16 protein-coding genes, 1 riboswitch and 1 other annotated feature are annotated in these 17,078 nt (G+C 36.2%); of the genes, 3 read left to right on the forward strand and 13 right to left on the reverse strand.

All coding sequences use genetic code 11. The annotated features are described in order from the left end of the window. Positions 1–124: 124 nt before the first annotated feature. From rpiA to CP368_RS06775, 3 genes are all read right to left on the reverse strand, one after another. Positions 125–817, reverse strand: a complete 693-nt coding sequence (gene rpiA / locus CP368_RS06765) for a ribose-5-phosphate isomerase RpiA (protein WP_087175922.1) — start codon at positions 815–817, stop codon at positions 125–127. Continuing rightward, on the reverse strand, positions 817–1,743 hold the full coding sequence (gene rbsK / locus CP368_RS06770) for a ribokinase (protein ID WP_098036911.1): 927 nt from the start codon (positions 1,741–1,743) through the stop codon (positions 817–819). The genes rpiA and rbsK overlap by 1 nt, the downstream gene beginning before the upstream one ends. A gap of 85 nt (positions 1,744–1,828) precedes the next feature. Continuing rightward, positions 1,829–2,632, reverse strand: a complete 804-nt coding sequence (locus CP368_RS06775; RefSeq protein WP_025005439.1) for a DUF4931 domain-containing protein — start codon at positions 2,630–2,632, stop codon at positions 1,829–1,831. A 153-nt stretch (positions 2,633–2,785) separates the two neighbouring features. On the opposite strand from CP368_RS06775, the gene CP368_RS06780 reads away from it, so the two are divergent. Beyond that, complete coding sequence (locus tag CP368_RS06780) at positions 2,786–4,087, forward strand: extracellular solute-binding protein (protein ID WP_098044233.1); 1,302 nt, start codon at positions 2,786–2,788, stop codon at positions 4,085–4,087. An 80-nt stretch (positions 4,088–4,167) separates the two neighbouring features. Here CP368_RS06780 and CP368_RS06785 read toward each other — a convergent pair whose 3' ends face one another. The 5 genes from CP368_RS06785 to CP368_RS06805 form a co-directional block, all read right to left on the reverse strand. Next, positions 4,168–5,085: a DUF2974 domain-containing protein gene (locus CP368_RS06785; protein ID WP_098036920.1), complete on the reverse strand. Its 918-nt coding sequence runs from the start codon at positions 5,083–5,085 to the stop codon at positions 4,168–4,170. Positions 5,086–5,161: 76 nt separating this feature from the next. Further along, entirely contained in the window at positions 5,162–5,815 is a 654-nt protein-coding gene (locus CP368_RS06790; protein ID WP_087175918.1) for an amino acid ABC transporter permease, read from the reverse strand. 14 nt (positions 5,816–5,829) lie between these two features. Further along, positions 5,830–6,471, reverse strand: a complete 642-nt coding sequence (locus CP368_RS06795) for an amino acid ABC transporter permease (RefSeq protein ID WP_087175917.1) — start codon at positions 6,469–6,471, stop codon at positions 5,830–5,832. Beyond that, on the reverse strand, positions 6,471–7,289 hold the full coding sequence (locus CP368_RS06800) for a transporter substrate-binding domain-containing protein (RefSeq protein WP_087175916.1): 819 nt from the start codon (positions 7,287–7,289) through the stop codon (positions 6,471–6,473). The genes CP368_RS06795 and CP368_RS06800 overlap by 1 nt, the downstream gene beginning before the upstream one ends. 10 nt (positions 7,290–7,299) lie before the next feature. Then, complete coding sequence (locus tag CP368_RS06805; RefSeq protein WP_087175915.1) at positions 7,300–8,040, reverse strand: amino acid ABC transporter ATP-binding protein; 741 nt, start codon at positions 8,038–8,040, stop codon at positions 7,300–7,302. 247 nt (positions 8,041–8,287) lie between these two features. Next, positions 8,288–8,532 (reverse strand) — a binding site (T-box leader). Between the two features lie 157 nt (positions 8,533–8,689). Between CP368_RS06805 and udk the strand changes: the two genes are divergently transcribed. Continuing rightward, positions 8,690–9,322: a uridine kinase gene (udk, locus tag CP368_RS06810; RefSeq protein WP_087175914.1), complete on the forward strand. Its 633-nt coding sequence runs from the start codon at positions 8,690–8,692 to the stop codon at positions 9,320–9,322. A gap of 35 nt (positions 9,323–9,357) precedes the next feature. Here udk and CP368_RS06815 read toward each other — a convergent pair whose 3' ends face one another. The 5 genes from CP368_RS06815 to CP368_RS06835 form a co-directional block, all read right to left on the reverse strand. Continuing rightward, the gene (locus tag CP368_RS06815) at positions 9,358–11,061 is read right to left on the reverse strand and encodes an MFS transporter (RefSeq protein WP_198995862.1); all 1,704 of its coding nucleotides are present in this window, start codon (positions 11,059–11,061) and stop codon (positions 9,358–9,360) included. A gap of 310 nt (positions 11,062–11,371) precedes the next feature. Further along, entirely contained in the window at positions 11,372–11,950 is a 579-nt protein-coding gene (locus tag CP368_RS06820) for an ECF transporter S component (RefSeq protein ID WP_098044231.1), read from the reverse strand. 47 nt (positions 11,951–11,997) lie between these two features. Then, positions 11,998–12,088, reverse strand: a riboswitch (TPP riboswitch). Positions 12,089–12,115: 27 nt separating this feature from the next. After that, the gene (locus tag CP368_RS06825; protein WP_098044230.1) at positions 12,116–13,885 is read right to left on the reverse strand and encodes an ABC transporter ATP-binding protein; all 1,770 of its coding nucleotides are present in this window, start codon (positions 13,883–13,885) and stop codon (positions 12,116–12,118) included. Beyond that, entirely contained in the window at positions 13,885–15,615 is a 1,731-nt protein-coding gene (locus CP368_RS06830; protein WP_098036918.1) for an ABC transporter ATP-binding protein, read from the reverse strand. The genes CP368_RS06825 and CP368_RS06830 overlap by 1 nt, the downstream gene beginning before the upstream one ends. Continuing rightward, a complete protein-coding gene (locus CP368_RS06835; RefSeq protein WP_087175909.1) occupies positions 15,612–16,055 on the reverse strand; it encodes a MarR family winged helix-turn-helix transcriptional regulator in 444 nt (147 codons plus the stop codon). Before CP368_RS06835 ends, CP368_RS06830 begins: the two co-directional genes overlap by 4 nt. 142 nt (positions 16,056–16,197) lie before the next feature. Here CP368_RS06835 and CP368_RS06840 point away from each other — a divergent pair, with 142 nt between their 5' ends. Further along, entirely contained in the window at positions 16,198–17,016 is an 819-nt protein-coding gene (locus CP368_RS06840) for a transporter substrate-binding domain-containing protein (RefSeq protein WP_098036919.1), read from the forward strand. Positions 17,017–17,078 lie beyond the last annotated feature (62 nt).

A 17,078-nucleotide genomic window follows, 5' to 3' on the forward strand; every position in this document is an offset into this window, starting at 1 on the left:
AAAGAAATAAATTTAAGGAATCATTCATCCTTACACAAACTATTTTACAGTCTCATTTTTAACAAAAGATATTAAAAAAACAAAATAAAAAATGGTTAAAGTTAACCATTTTTGCTAAAAATTATTATTTAATCTTATCTTCAATTGTGCCGTCGCTATGAGCAATGATTACCTCATCACACATATCAAGGAATAAGCCATGTTCAACTACACCTACAGTATGGTCAAGATAATCGGCTAAACCATGTGGTGCTGGAACTGGATCGGCAGCCAAATCAATAATGTAGTTGCCATAGTGCGTGATGTAACGCTTATCGCCATCCATTCGCCATTGTGGCTTCAAGCCTTCTTGCTTAAAACGCTTAAAGTTTTGTTCACAAGAAATAGGCAATACTTCAACTGGCAAAGGAAATCCACTTAATCTGTGGACAAGTTTTGATTCATCCACAATCCAGATAATCTTTTTAGAATTAATGGCAACATTCTTTTCAAGGGTTAAGGCACCACCGCCGCCCTTAATTCCGTCTAAGTTGTCGGCAACACGATCAGAACCATCAACAGTTAAATCAACTTGATCAACATCAGCTAATTCACTAACTTTAAAGCCTAAGTCTTCAAGTTGCTTTTTACTTCTATTACTGGTAGTAACGATTGCTTTTAACTTTAAGCCATCATTATCCTTGCGCTTGCCTAAAGCATCAATAAAGAAAGCAACGGTTGAACCAGTACCTACGCCTAAAATCATGCCAGATTTTACCATGCTTGCTGCCTTCTCAGCAGCTTCTTTTTTCAAGCGATCTTGTTCTGTTTTATCCATTATTCATCGTCCTCCATTGCATTTTCTACTTCTTTGGCAGTAGGAATTGAAGGTTGGGCACCTAAACGTTGAACGGCAATTGATGAAGCACGACTAGCAATTTTAGCGGCTTCTTCAAAGTTGGACAAGTCTGCTTTTAAATTGCTTGCCAAGTAACCAATAAAGGTATCGCCTGCACCAGTGGTATCAGTTGCCTTAACCTTGTAAGCTGGTACCAAAGTTTCAATATCTGCAGATGAGATATAGGCACCTTTATCACCATACGTAATTACTACATTTTTTACGCCAAGAAGATGCAACTTTTCAGCATTCGTTGCCAAAGTTGAATTATCCTTTATTTGGATGCCCGTAATCTTGGCACTTTCAGTTTCATTTGGCGTAATAATATCTGTGTATTGCAACAATTCTTCCGGAATTTTATCAATAGCAGGTGCAGGATTTAAAATTGTGATTTTTCCTGCCTTTTTAGCCAACTTGAAAGCCTCAATTGTTGCTTCAAGTGGGGTCTCGAATTGAGCAATCACACAATCTACATCTTTAAACAAATCACTAGCAGCCTGAATATCCTCTACAGTTAATTCATAGTTAGCGCCATGATCAATAATGATATCATTTTGTCCTGCTTCATTAAGCGTGATATAAGCATGACCGGTCTTGCTTCCTATCGTGGTTTGAACATAGGTAGTGTCAACGCCATAGCTCTTCAATTGATGGGTGATATAACCGCCTTCGCTGTCTTCACCGACACGATTAATAAAATAAGTCTCTGCGCCACTTTTAGCTGCAGCGATAGCTTGGTTTGCACCTTTACCACCACCAGCAGAGGTTATTTCTGTGGCATTAATTGTTTCACCTGGTTTTGGAAAGTCCTTTACGTGCAATGTAGTATCAACATTGCTTGAACCTATAACTACAATCTTCTTCATGAGCATCCCTTCTTAGAAATGTATTTAATCATTTCAATTATATCAAAAAAACGCATTCAATCTCGCGAATGCGTTTTTTGACATTTTAATGTAAAATACCGCCATTGACGAAGCCCTTAAGTCGCTCTGCTTCCCATTTTAAAGTATCGGAATCATCGACTTGCGAGATCTTATAGCCAACAAAATATGGTGAGGCATAAAAACGTGGAATAATCTTGCAGCAAGTTCCTTTGCCATCATTAATCGGATAAAAGAATAAGTTGTATGAATCTACACCGTGTGACAAAACAGAACGCATATATTGCGCACCTTTTTGAATTAAATCTGCCCACGTTTCTAAATTGGTATTATCTTGAGTTAAGATATTTACTTCTTGATAGCCTTGAATCGGATAAGCTGAAAGATTCATTTCTACTGAACCAGATCGACCAACCTCAAAGCCTTTGAAATTGTCAGGTCCAATATCGTGATAGCCATCTTTATGGTAAAGCCCAACAATCTGCATGTGGGGATGCGTTAAAGAACCATCAGATTTAGGACCAAAGTTTTTATACCAAAGAACACTTTCATAGCGGCCTGAGTTATTCATCTTTTGAAAACATTTCAGTCCAAACTTCATTAATTCTTGATTGTCTTCGCGTGTATAAGTTGAAATATCACCTTGGTGATCGCTTGATTCAATCAGAATTGTTTGGTCAGTATCCTGTAAAGTTGGATATTTATTCTTTAACCAAATTTTATCCCCATCTTTTTCATAGATATTGGTTAAATGTGCAACGTCACAGAAGGGGCAACCTGCATTTTGGTTACCCTGACGATTACCATAATCATAATCATAAGGCTTACGTTTACCGATTGAATATTCATATACTAAAGGATTTTTGTCCATATTTTCCACCTGCTAAAAATATTTACTTACTTTCAATATTAGAATCATTATATTTCGGTGTCAATTATGAACAATATTATATTTTATCTGTGAATAGTACGCTTATCTATGGTAAACTACCTTTGAAATGTAAAAAAGCGAAAGGCAGAAAAAATGAAATTTTACAAAAAAATGGCACTAATTGGAGCTTCCGTTTTAGCAGTTGCCAGTCTTAGTGCTTGTTCAAACAACAATAGTAGTTCTAAGAGTTCTTCTAAGATTCCTACTAAGATTAGCAAGAAGACAACGATTAACTTTTGGTACTCATTAACTGGTACTTCTCAAAGTGCTTTAAAGAAGTTAACTAATGACTTTGAAAAGAAAAATCCCAACATTCATATTAAGTTGCAAAGCCAAGGTGGTAACTATTCTGACTTGCAAGCCAAGCTTGTTTCAGGACTTCAATCACCAAAAGATTTGCCAACCATTACTCAAGCTTATCCAGGCTGGCTTTACAATGCCGCTAAGAATAAGATGTTGGTTAACTTAACTCCATACGTTAATAATAAAGAAATTGGTTGGGGTTCATACAAAGACAGTGGTATTAAGAAGGCACTCTGGGACGGCGCCAACATCAACGGCGTACAATACGGTGTGCCATTTAACAAGTCTGTAGAAGTGCTTTTCTACAACAAGACTTTGCTTGATAAGTATGGCGTTAAGGTTCCAACTAACATGAGTGAACTTGCTTCTGCATCAGCTAAGATCTACCGTGAAAGTCACCATAAGGTACGTGGCATGGGCTTCGATGCACTTAACAACTACTACATGATGCAAATGAAGGAAACTTACGGCAAAGACTTTAACAAGAACTTGAACTTTGCTGCTAAAGATTCTATAAAAGCCATCAACTACTACGCTAACGGCGTTAAGGCTGGCTACTTCATGCAAGCTGGTACACAAAAGTACATGTCAACTCCATTTAACAATGGTCAAGTTGCCATGTTCATCGGTTCAACTGCTAACGAAGCCTACCTTAAGCAAGGTCTTAAGAAGGGGTACGTTTACGGCGTAGCTGCTCGTCCAAGTCAAATGAACGTACAACAAGGTACTGACATCTACATGTTCAAGAAGGCTAGCGCAATGCAAAAGGCTGCCGCATTCAAGTACCTTAAATTTTTAACTTCTAAGTCATCACAACTTTACTGGGCAAAGCAAACTGGTTACATGCCAGTTAACACTGCTGCTTTGAACGACTCAGCTTACCAACAAGCTAAGAACAGCAAGATTCCAGCAATTTTAGCTAAGACTTCCAAGAACCTTTACTTCTTACCTGTAACTAAGAATTCAATAACTGCATACGACCAAGTTAACGTTAATATGCAAAACATCTTGGCAAAGGCATCTAAGAAGCAATCATGGACTAATGATATTAAGACTGGTAAAGATAAGCTTGATGCTGCTTGGAAGCAATAATAAAGAAATAAATTGATCAATTTAAAAGAGGCTCCATTTTGGAACCTCTTTTTTAATTGCTAAATTAGCTAATATGATCTTCAATCCCTATCTTTAAGAAGTTCCGACTTAAACAACGTGGCCAACTTAGCCAAACTACTATGATCCGGATAATGCTCTACCATCCGATCAATTTTTTCAGTCGCCATCTTCTTAATCTCATCAGCCGAACTAATCTTTTCAATGAACTCGGTCAAATCCCCAGACCTAGTAAGCAACTTATGTTCACTTCTAGCTTCTGCCAAGAATGCCTGATCAATCTCCCGCAACTTCACACTGCCATCAGGATTAAACAAATATCCACCCCACATATGCTGTTTAATTGGCTTCATTGGTTCACTATCCACGTAACACAATTTACCGACCATATGGTGTGTTTCAGTGATTCCCAACGTAACTGGATCATATATATCGACATAATTAAAAATCTTCTCTCGCATTAAGGCAACTCGCCTACGTTCTTTTGGCGTAAACAATAACCAAATATTGGTTCCTTCATACAAGTATGCAGCTCCAATTGCCTCTGGATGATGACAATTAGCCAATGCAAATTGAGCATTAATCGCACCTAAAGAATGACCATATATGTAAATTTGTTTTCCCTTAAACTGACTAATCGTTTCATTTAATAATTTACTAGCAGATTTTAATTGGCTAGGAACTCGTCTTTCATGCGATAACATCGCACGCAAAATCGGTAGATTGGTTTTAAACCACTCATCTCTCCAAGTCTGCGGATTTCCTCTCTTTATGCCGTATGATCCTTTAAATAAGATTGTCACTTCATGCGGATTACTAATGATAAACGCACGCATGCCATCTTCTGCATGAACGTTGCGACAGACAATTCCAATGTGATGGTTACCAATTACGATTTCTTCGCCCAATTTTAATTCATCATAAGATTTTTTAGTTAATTCAATTCGCTCTAGATCTGTTAATTGTTCATTTACATTCATAATTTTTATCCAAACAAAAAAACTAACTTCTACTCTCATAGTAGCATAGTTAGTTTTTTGGTCTAGACATAAAGCTCTAGTTATATTTCTTTTGTAAGTAATTGGCCACTGTTGACAAGCAGAAACATACAACAAAGTACATGATCGCAATAATGACGTACATTGGAATTAAATAAGTCGTATTTTGACTGTAGATAATTTGTGCATGATATAAAAGTTCTGGCAACACGATAATTGTCGCAAGTGACGTATCTTTAACCAATGATACGAACTGTGAAAGAAGAGCTGGAATCATGTTGTGCAAAGCTTGTGGCATCACAACATGGTACATCGCTTGACCATAACTCATACCATTAGAGCGGGCACCTTCCATTTGTCCTGGATCAACTGAACCGATCCCTGAACGAACGATTTCTGCAAGCATTGCTCCTTCAAAGATTACCAATGCCGCAATTGAAGCCGTTGTTGGATTCGTTACAATTCCCAGTTGAGGAAGTCCGAAGTAACTAAAGAAGATAATAAGCAAAAGTGGCAAGTTACGGATAATATCGATAATAAAGCCCACGATTGCTGAAACATATTTGATTTTCATATAACGAATCAGACCCAAAATCAGACCAACTACAAAACTAAGTGCAATTGAAATCAACGAAACATAGATCGTTACCCAAAGTCCCTGCAACAAGAAGCGGAGATCAACCCATGAATACGCATGAATAAAAGTTTCCATTTTCTATCCCCTTCCTATTGTGCTAACTTTTTCTCTAAGTGACGCATGTAGTAGCTAAGTGGCAATGTCAAAATCAAGTAAAATAGTCCTACAATGACGTAAGTATCAATCGTTCTAAATGTTGAAAATGCGATTAATTGTGCTTGATACATCAAGTCAAAACCAGCTACGAAGGCCAAAACTGAAGAGTTCTTAACCAAGTTTACGAATTGGTTGCCGAGTGGTGGAATCACGATCTTCATTGCTTGTGGCAAAATGACATAACGCATCGCTTGCGTATAAGTCATCCCGTTTGAACGAGCGCCTTCCATTTGTCCATCACCAATTGAATTAATACCTGCACGCACTGTTTCAGCAATAAATGCGGAAGTATAAAGCGTCAATCCAATCGTACCTGCTTGAAAACCTGACAGCTTAACAATATAGCGTGGCACGATCAAATAGAAGATCATAACGATAACCAACAATGGAATATTTCTGAAAATTGCAATATAGATCTTCGCAATTACACGTCCAAATTTAGGTGGTGCAACTTCAAGCAAAGCAAAGAACACACCCAAAATCAAACTAAAAATCAAGGCAATAATACTACATAAAATAGTATTCCAAAAACCTGTTAAAAAACTTCCCCAGTTATTAGTAATAATTTGCCACATTATTTCAGTACCCCCTTAAGACTAAAACCAGGAATTCCTGCAAACCATTTCTTAATTAAACGGTCATAAGTACCATTTTTTTCAAGCTGATCTAAGGCCTTATTAATATGATCAACCATATCCTTTTGTCCCTTATTCACAGCTATACCATAAGGTGCATTGTTATAAACGCCACCTACTAATTTATAACCTGGATTTTCTTGTGCAATACCGGCAAGCAGACCATTATCTGTAGTTAAAGCTACACCTTGATTTGCCTTTAAAGCTGACATTGCTTGACCATAATCATCATATTGAAGAACTCGTGCCTTCGGCGCAAACTTATGCACGTCATCTACGGCCGTCGTTCCCTTTACAGCCAAAACTGTTTTACCATTTAAATCCTTAACGCTTTTAATTTTGCTATTATCTGGAACAAGCAAAGATGAACCAGCTGGGAAATATGGCTTAGAAAAATCGACTTGTTTCGCACGTTCCGGCGTAATGGTCATTGTAGCCAAAACCGCATCGATATTTCCATTCTTAAGCAAAGGAATTCTAGTATTGGCTGTCGTTGTTACAAAACTGGCAGTAGCATCTTTACCTAGCATTTGCTTAGTTAAGGCATGTGCCAAATCAATTTCAAAGCCTTCAATCTTGCCAGTTTTAACATTAGTTAAACCAAATAATCTGGTATCAGCTCTAACGCCCCAAATTATTTGCTTATTTTCCCTTACTTTTTGATAAACGTTTTGATTATTTCTTTTACCGCAAGCAGTTAATGCAAAACACAGAAAAAATAATAGCGGAATTAAAAGGAATCTTTTTGCTTTTTTCATAATAATTACCTTAGTCTTTAGAAATAACCTTGCTTAAGAATTGACGAGCACGTTCAGTATCAGGATGTGCAAAGAATTCTTCTGGTTTGCGATCTTCCAAAATTTGTCCCTTATCAAAGAAGATCAAACGATTACTTACTTGTTTAGCAAAGCCCATTTCGTGAGTAACCACGACCATTGTAATACCTTGTTCAGCAACGTACTTCATAACGTCAAGCACATCTTCAATCATTTCTGGGTCCAAGGCACTAGTTGGTTCATCAAATAAAATTGCCTTAGGGTGCATTGCAAGTGATCTGGCAATGGCTACACGCTGCTTTTGACCACCTGATAAATGACGAGGGTATGAATTAATCTTATCTGCCATACCAACTTTCTCAAGATATTCCATTGCTACCTTACGATTTTCATCATCAGGTCTTTTAAGCACGATCTTAGGTGCCAACATTACATTTTCAAGCACAGTGTGATTATTGTACAAATTGAAGTGCTGGAATACCATTCCTACATTCTTGCGAATCTTGTTGATATCAGTCTTTTTATCAGCTAAGTCATAACCTGTTACAATCAATTGACCACTGTTAATTGGTTCAAGTCCATTCATTGTTCTGATTAAAGTACTCTTACCAGAACCTGAGGGACCAATAATTGAAACCACTTGGCCTTCATCAATTTTTAAGTTAATATCTTTCAATGCATGAAGCTTTCCGTAATATTTATCAACATGTTTAAATTCAATAATTGCTGCCATGGTTTCTACCCTTTCTTTCGTTTTATGTTATGTAATAATACTATTTTACCTTTTTTATGGTTAAAACTAAACAACTATACCAGTCAAAATGATACGTTTATAATATCGCTAATAATATTCATTCGGATTTTCAAAAAAGCTATTCGATTTTATTCAAAAAATCAAATATAACTTGGTAATTTTACGAATTTTGTATAGATTATAAACTTCATTTAGAAGACAAAGAAAAAGCCCTTCGTCTTCCTGTTACAGGGACGAAAGGCTTTTTCCGCGGTACCACCCAAATTGTCTATTAAATAGACCATCTCATGAAGCACAATCATGCTCCACCGGCAAGGTAACGTACCGGAAACGTCTCGACCTACTTTAATAATTATTATTTCGGTGAGCTGCTAAAAGTGTTTTTCAATAATCCAGGGTCTACTGACTTCTCACTACCATCAGTTCACTGCAAAGAATAGATTATCTACTCGTCTTTTTCATAGCCTTTTAATTTATTGATATATATTTAACAGTATTTTTTATAAAAATGCAAGGCAATTTCCTTACTTTTGAAAAGAAGTTTGATTTTAGAGCAAATTAGGTCTGTTAATATTCGGAAAATAGCTTAAAATGTTTATTGATATGTAGAAAAATAAAGGAGTTTATGATGGGAAAACTTGAAAAACCTGTTATTATCGGAATTGCTGGGGGATCGGGAAGTGGCAAAACTACCATTGCCCACGAGATTGCTAATAATATTAACGAACACGATCGTATTATGATCATGACGCAAGATTCTTATTATAAGGACAATACCGGCGTACCAATGGAAGAACGGATGAAGATCAACTACGATCACCCTGACGCTTTTGATATGCCACTGCTTGAAGCACAACTTAATCAATTGATGCACAGAAAGCCAATTGAAATGCCAACTTATGATTTCACTGCTCACACAAGAAGTGATGAAACCATTCACGTTGAACCTGCCGACATCATTATTTTGGAAGGAATTTTGGTTCTTTTCAACGAAGATATCCGCAACTTAATGGATATTAAAGTCTACGTTGATACTGACGATGACATTCGCTTCATTCGCCGACTTGAACGCGATATGAAGGAACGTGGTCGTTCTCTTGATTCTGTCATTAACCAATACCTTGGTACGGTAAAACCAATGTACAATCAATTTATCGAACCAACTAAGCGTTACGCTGACATCATTGTGCCAGAAGGCGGAGAAAATGATGTGGCAATCGACATGCTTACTACTAAATTACAATCAGTTTTAAACCAATAAAAAAATGGGGCTAAGCTCCATTTTTTATTTTTTTATTATTTGGATTCTTCAGATGCATGACTATCACGCAAAATCCGATTATACTTTTTAGCAAATACGAGAATCAATACAATTCCTGACACAATATATAATGCAGCCGCAATAATATAAGCATTGGCATAACCTTGTTGCGTCTTCAAAAGATAGAATTCAGTAAATAATCCATCGATGACGCCAACAACTGACAATGCAATTTCAATTACCGCACTAAAGGCAGGACGCATATCCTTATCTACTAAAATCATTTGTACTTCTTGTTGTACAGGCATAGAGGCATTTGCAAGGCCTGAACGGAAGAATAAAATTGTGCCTACAACTGCAAATAAAGCGGCACCCGTTCCGAGCATCTTGGCATTGGCCATTACTAACATTAATGGTGCACAAATGATTGTACTGATCGCAATCGTCATAATTGAACCTAACTTCTTAGCAAAATAAGGTGCAAAGAAGTAACCTACAAAGATGGCAACGGTTTGTAACGTATTAATAGTTGAAGTTATTCCCCGTGGAATATGTAAAATACTGTTCAAATAAATTGGCACGTATTGGATAAACAATCCAGCACCTAATTGGACAGCACATAAATAAAGTACCCAGACAACCGTTTTATAGTTAACGAGTCGTTTGTAAGTTGTCATTTTCTGCTGCAATGTTTCTTTTTTATCTTTACTTTCAGTTGAACGATAATCAATTGGCTTATCTTTAATAAATAAAGCGAGAACAAAGGCAATAAAGGTAATCACAGCTGTAATAATAATTACCCATTTATACGCGCTAATATAATTTGAAAGCATTGCCCCTTTCATTGCATTTGAATCGGCTGACAAATTTGAAGCTGTCTGATAACTGATACTTTGTAATTTACTAAAAATAAATACAACGGCTTTACCACCAATAAACATCATGATACTTTCAGCGATTAAGTTAACCACCATAGCTACAGTAAACATTTTCGTTCTTATTTTGCTAGGAACATAAGATGTCCACATCAGTGGGTACATTAAATCATAAACTCCAATTGCCGAAGAAGATACGTCACGTGGAATATGTAAATAATTATTTAAATAGATTGGCACATAGACAGCGATCAATCTCGCACCAAGTTGTACACCCGCAATATAAACAATCCACATAATGGTTCGTTTATTAAGCAACTTTTTGTACATTGCAGCTTTTTGAGCGGGTGTGGTGCTTTCTTCACTTGCTTCTGAACGATAGTCTCGTGGTACATTATGAATGAATAAAGCTAAAATGAAGGCTAACATCGTTACAGCGGCGGTAATAACGAGCAAAATCCGATAAGCATTAGTATAGTTTGCTAATACTTGGCCGTGCATTAATTCTGGCCGTCCTGATGCAATAGATGCATCCCGATATGAAGTACCTTGAAGTAAACTAAAGAACCAAACAACTGCTTTTCCACCAAAGAAAGTACAGATCGTTTGAGTAATCAAGTTTACAATCATAACGACAGAGAACATTTTAGTTCTAATCTTCTCTGGTACATATGAAGTCCACATCAACGGATACATTAAGTCATAAAACCCAATTGCGGTCCATGAAATCGTATATGCAATCATAATGATAATTTGATTGGTAGTCACACAAGTTAAGGCCATAAAAATAGCAGTCATTGGTGGCAATACCAATAAGATATTTCTATAACCATATTTGTGAACAGTAGCAATCATTAAAGACATCAGGATCGCCGTTGCGGCATTAAAAATATTAAGTCCTGAAATTAAGTGTGGCGTAACAATCTTATAGTAAGAAAGTGCGGCATCATTAGTAATACCAGTAACTGCGCCTAAAATACCATAAATCCATAAATAATGACATTTTTACGATATCGCGGATTCCAATTTTTTATCGCTTCCGCTTCTTCTTTCTTTTCTTCACTTGTTCGTCGAGTCAAAAAAATCCCTTCTTTCCATGAAAACGTATACACATATCCATATTCATTTTAGCACTCACCCATTATTAATTCAGTATATACGTTTTAGATAAGGCTTATTTGATTCTCGGCTTTAATGTTTTATCAAACAAATTAGTAATTAATTTTACTAGTACTCCATCAAAAAGAAGAGCTGAAATCATGCTAGTAATGAACATTGCGATCTGCAAGTTGACACTATAATGACCCCATCCAAATAAGAAATATGATGGAATAAAACCACCTAAGTTAGCAAAGAAGGCTCCTGTTAAAACGCTCTTCCAAGAAAATCTTTCATAACGTTCTTTTTTAGGGAAAAAGCCAATTTCATTTGTAGCACCCTGAATTAACCCTTCAAAAATAGTCAGAGCACCCCATTGGCCACCAATTGCCATCTCAACTGTTGCCGCTAATAATTCACCAATCGTACCTGAGCCTGCCGTAGGGACAAAATACATTGCAAGTGGTGCAGCCATATACCAGAGTCCAGTAAAGATATTGTCCACAACCGGTGCATATCCAGTCGGTAAAAAGCTAAGTTTAACCAAGTTATACACATTATTAAAACCATAAGTGTAGATAACTCCCATAATGATCCCAATTAAGGCAACTAAAATAATTGATTTAACATTCCACTTTGCTGATCGTGTAAACATAAAAATGCTCCTAACTAACTATTACAGTCAGTAGGAGCACAAAAATAATCGATTTCATCGCACTTTCCTTAACGCAAGTATTACCTTGTTCAGGTTCAAAGAGTATGTCTCAGCTTTTCAGCACCCCTAGTGACTTTGTTATTCAACTATTGTCAGTATACCACATTAATCAAATGCCATTTGGTCAGTATAAAGTTTGTAATAAAAACCTTTTTCTTTTAATAAATCTTCATGACTTCCTGACTCAATTACATTACCATCTTTGAGTACAACAATCTTATCAGAATTTAAGATTGTCTTTAGTCTATGTGCAATTACAAAGCTAGTCCGACCGGCAATTACCGCATCCATCGCCTGTTGAATCTTTTCTTCGGTTACCGTATCCACATTCGAAGTAGCCTCATCCAAAATCAGGAAATCGGGATTAATCAAAATAGTCCGTGCAATTGAAATTAATTGCTTTTGTCCTGTTGAAAAGACAGAACTACTATCATTCACCTTGGTTTCATAACCATCCGGTAAACTTTCAATGAAGTCATGAATATCTGCCTGTTTTGCGGCACTAATTACTTCATCCATCAACGCGTTTGGTTTACCGTAACGAATATTATCTGCAATTGTACCAGTAAACAAAACAGAATCCTGTAATACAATGCCGATATTATTCCGTAACGATTCAAGCTGAATATCACGCACATCGACCCCGTCAAAGGTTACCTTACCTGAGTTAACATCATAAAAACGATTAAGCAGATTCATGATCGTAGTCTTTCCTGATCCGGTTGGTCCAACTACGGCAACAGATTGACCCTTATTTACTGAAATGTTAACTCCATGCAAGATTTCTTTATTTTCATCATAGCCAAAATGGACATTCTCTAATTTAACAGCTTTTTGCAAACCGTTAATCTTTTTACCATTTGGCACTGCATCTTCGTCTTTTTGTTCTTCAACCGTTGCCAATCTTCTAGCACCTGTTAATGCCAACTGAATCATAGAATAAATAGAAGTAATTTGGGTTAATGGTTGGAAATAAGTCTGCGAATATTCCACAAAAGTTACAATTAAGCCCAAACCGATTGCTTGACTAACTTGACCGGAAATAATCATCCAAGCTCCCATCGCGATAACAATGGCTAAGTTAAGCAAATTTAGTCCGTTCATTAATGGAAAAAGAATGCCTGAGTAAAATTGTCCCTTAAACATAGCATTTCGAACTCGGTTGTTATAGGTCTTAAAGTTTCCTATAGATTCTTTTCTTAAATCATTGGTAATAATGATTTTTTCACCATTAATCTGCTCAGTAATATAACCATTCAAATCTCCGATTTCATCTTGTTGTTTATCAAGATAAATGCGAGCCTTTTTCATGATTAATACACTAACAATCAGGATTAATGGTGTGGTCGCAATTGTAGTCCAAGCAAGTTGTTGGTTGACCATAAACATGATAACAATCGTCCCAATGAACATTATTCCTTGGGAAATAATTTCAAAGATGGCGTTGTTCATTGCGTTAAAGATATTATCCAAATCGGAAGTAAATAAAGAAAGTAGCTTACCATCTTGATGCGTGTCAAAATAGCGCACTAACATACGTTGAAACTTAGCAAATAAATTTTCACGCATATCGTTAGTTGAATCTGCATTGAATTTGGACATAACCATCCATGCGATGAAAATTGCAACTTGACTTAGAACGTAGAACAAGAGCATTGACCATAATGCACTATAAAACGTATTTAAACTAGCTGTGCCTTTCTTTAAATCGGCTAAATAGTTAGTCAAATCAGTCACAGCACGGCCTAAAAACGTTGGAGCAATTACTTGTGCACCACTTGATAGCAAAGATAGAAGAATTACAATAGCAATGCCTTTTTTATATGGTTTTAGATACTTAATAAAATAGTGAATAGCTTTTCTTGTATCACTCATTATTTTCCTCCTCTCTTGCCCTTTTGTGTCTTGAAGATTTCTTGGTAAACAGGTGATGTCTTCAATAATTCTGCATGAGTGCCTTGAGCAACCAGCTTACCATCATCTAAAACTAAAATCGTGTCTGCATGTACAACTGACACAATTTTTTGCGCAATAATAAACGTCGTTGTATCTGGTAATTCATGTTCTAAGGCCTGTTGCACCTTCTTTTCAGATTCTGCATCAAGTGCAGAAGTGGAATCATCTAAAATTAAAATTGGTGTTTTAGCAACTAATCCTCGTGCAATAGAAAGACGTTGTTTTTGACCACCGGAGAAATTGGATGACCGCTCTTCTACCTCATGATCAAATGAATCATTATATCGCTCAATAAACTCAGACGCTTGAGACATATTGGCCGCTCTTTGTAGTTCATGCATTCTAGCTCTAGAATTTCCTTGACGCAAATTAGAAGCGATCGTGCCAGAGAACAAAATTGCACGTTGCAAAACAAACGCTACAGTTTTACGCAGAGCCGTTTCATTAACATCTTTCAAGTTATGGCCACCAATTTTAACCTCACCTTTGGTTGGATCATAAAGACGCGCAATTAGCTGCGCCAAGGTTGATTTACCTGAACCTGTAGCACCAACAATACCAACCATTTGTCCTGGCTTGATCTTAAATGAAATATCTTTTAGAGTTTCATCTTCACCATCAGGATAAGTAAATGAGACATGATCAAATTCAACAGAACTGCCTAATATATCAGTAGACGCATTTTCATTGAATTTAATATCCGGTTCCGTATCCAAAATTTCTTTAATACGGCCTAAGGAAATGTTACCTCTGGCAAATTGCATCATAGTCATTCCGGCAATCATGATAGTCCACAGAAGTGTTAATATGTAGTTAACAAATGGACTGACGACTGCTACATCAGTTGGATGAGCTGCAATACCTTGTCCAATTAGATAAACTACCAGCGTAATTACTAAATACGCAATAAGTTGAAAGGCCGGCATAATCGTAGAGAACCAATAACCAATCACAATATTATAGTTGTTCAAACGATCTGAAGTCTGATTAAATTTCTTTATTTCTTGAGGACCTTGATTAAAAGATTTCACCACTCGTACACCTTGCAGAGTTTCCTGTGCTCGACCCGAAATCTTATCCATTGTTTTTTGAAATTTATCAAACAAACTGTTCATTTGTTTTAAAACATAAATACCAAAACCAATGATCAAGGCCACCATTATTACAGTTGCCCACCAAAAACGTGGGATAATTACAATACAGAAAATAAAAGATCCCACAATTAAAATAGGCATTCTGAGCAATTGCATAAAGAGTTGCATCAACATGTTCATGATCTGATTCATATCGTTGATCAAACGCGTGGTCAATGATCCCGCTGAAAAGTTTTCAATATTACCAAAAGAAAAGCTCTGGATCTTAGCATAGGTTTCTTCACGTAAGTCACTAGTCACTCCTTGTGCGATTCTAGCGGCATAGTAAACGTTGAAGACACCCGAAATGATGGCTACAATGCCTAATACAACTAAGATGATACCGTCGCAAACAACGATATCTTTTTGATCCAACATAATTGCTCGTTGAATATTTTCTAGCAAACGCGGTTGATATAATGTTGCAAAGGCGGAAACGATAATTGCAACAAGGGCTGCAAAAATATCTTTCTTGTAATGCTTAAAGTGCGGTATTAAGATTTTGAATGCTTTCATTTATTACTCCTTTCTTCATTAAAAAAATCCCAAAAGGTATTGCCCCATTCTGTTAATAAATCAGTTAAAAGCTGCATCTTTTCAGAGCCAAGTTTTTGAGCAGTCCGTTCTTCTAACTTAAATAATGACTGCATCTTTTGCTTAGCATACTTATTTCCGTCAGCAGTCAATTCGCAAAAACGTACTCGCTTATCTTGAGGATCCACGCTCATAATAAGATAGCCTGAATCATGCAATATTTTTATTCCCTTATTAATGGATTGTTTGGGTAAATCAGTTAAACCAACTAATTGTTTTTGCGTTAATTTTTTACGTAACAGCAATTCATATAAAATTACTGATAAATAATCTGAGAGTTCATGATCTTGATCCCACTGCTGGTAGGCCCTATTCCCATGAACTATGGCCATATTCAATTTTTCCGACTCACTTATTTTCATTTGTTTCACCTTCTTATTTAGTCTCTACACATACCAATAATATTAGTATATACAGAGACTATTATCAAGAAGATAAATTTTCATTTTTTCAGAATAAATTGGTATAATAAAAAATTATTATAGGAAGTTAGGAAGTGACACCATGAAAAAGAGATTTTTTCTTTCAACTTTACTAATTGGAATAGCGCTTTTTACACTATCAGCTTGTGGACAAAATAAAAATCAAAATGTCTACCAAACGGTGAAATCTACTAAAACAATCAATTGGGGTGTTAAGGCAGATACGCCGTTGTTTGGATCAATGAGCATCAAAACTGGCAAAATCAATGGTTTTGAAATTGATCTTGCTAAAGCATTGACCAAAGAAATGCTAGGTAAAAATGCTAAGGCAAATTTTGTTACTACAACGGCAAATACTAAAATTCAATTATTAAAGAATAGAAACGTAGATGCGGTAATTGCGGCGATGACCATTACACCTGAACGTGAAAAACAAGTTGACTTTAGCAAGCCTTACTTTCCTGCTGGTCAGTCAATTATGGTTGCCAAAGATAGTAAGATTAAAAATGTTAAGGATCTAAATAATAAGAAAGTTTTAGTAGTAAAAGGAACAACTGCTGCCGATGCAGTTAAAAAGTTTGCTCCAAAAGCAGAAATCCTCCAATTTGATGATTATGGTCAAGCGTTTGCTGCCTTAAAAGCTGGACAAGGTAATGCTTTTGTAACTGATAATGGTATCTTAGTTGGTATTTTACGCGACAGTTCAGGTTATAAATTAGTCGGCGGAAACTTTACCAATCAACCATACGGAATTGCTGTAAATAAAGGTCAGACCGAAATGGATAAACAAATTAATTTAGCTCTGACCAAGCTAGAAAAAAATGGCACTTACAATCGCTTGCTTAAAAAGTGGTTCGGCAATATTCCTGGTTTTAATGTAAAAACAGCTGAAAAATATTAATGAAAAAAAGTGTCTGGGAAAAAACTAATTCCTAAGACATGAAAAAAGAACGATGATTTCCT

The organism is Lactobacillus sp. UMNPBX17, assembly GCF_002553735.1.
Taxonomy (GTDB): Bacteria; Bacillota; Bacilli; order Lactobacillales; family Lactobacillaceae; genus Lactobacillus; species Lactobacillus gallinarum.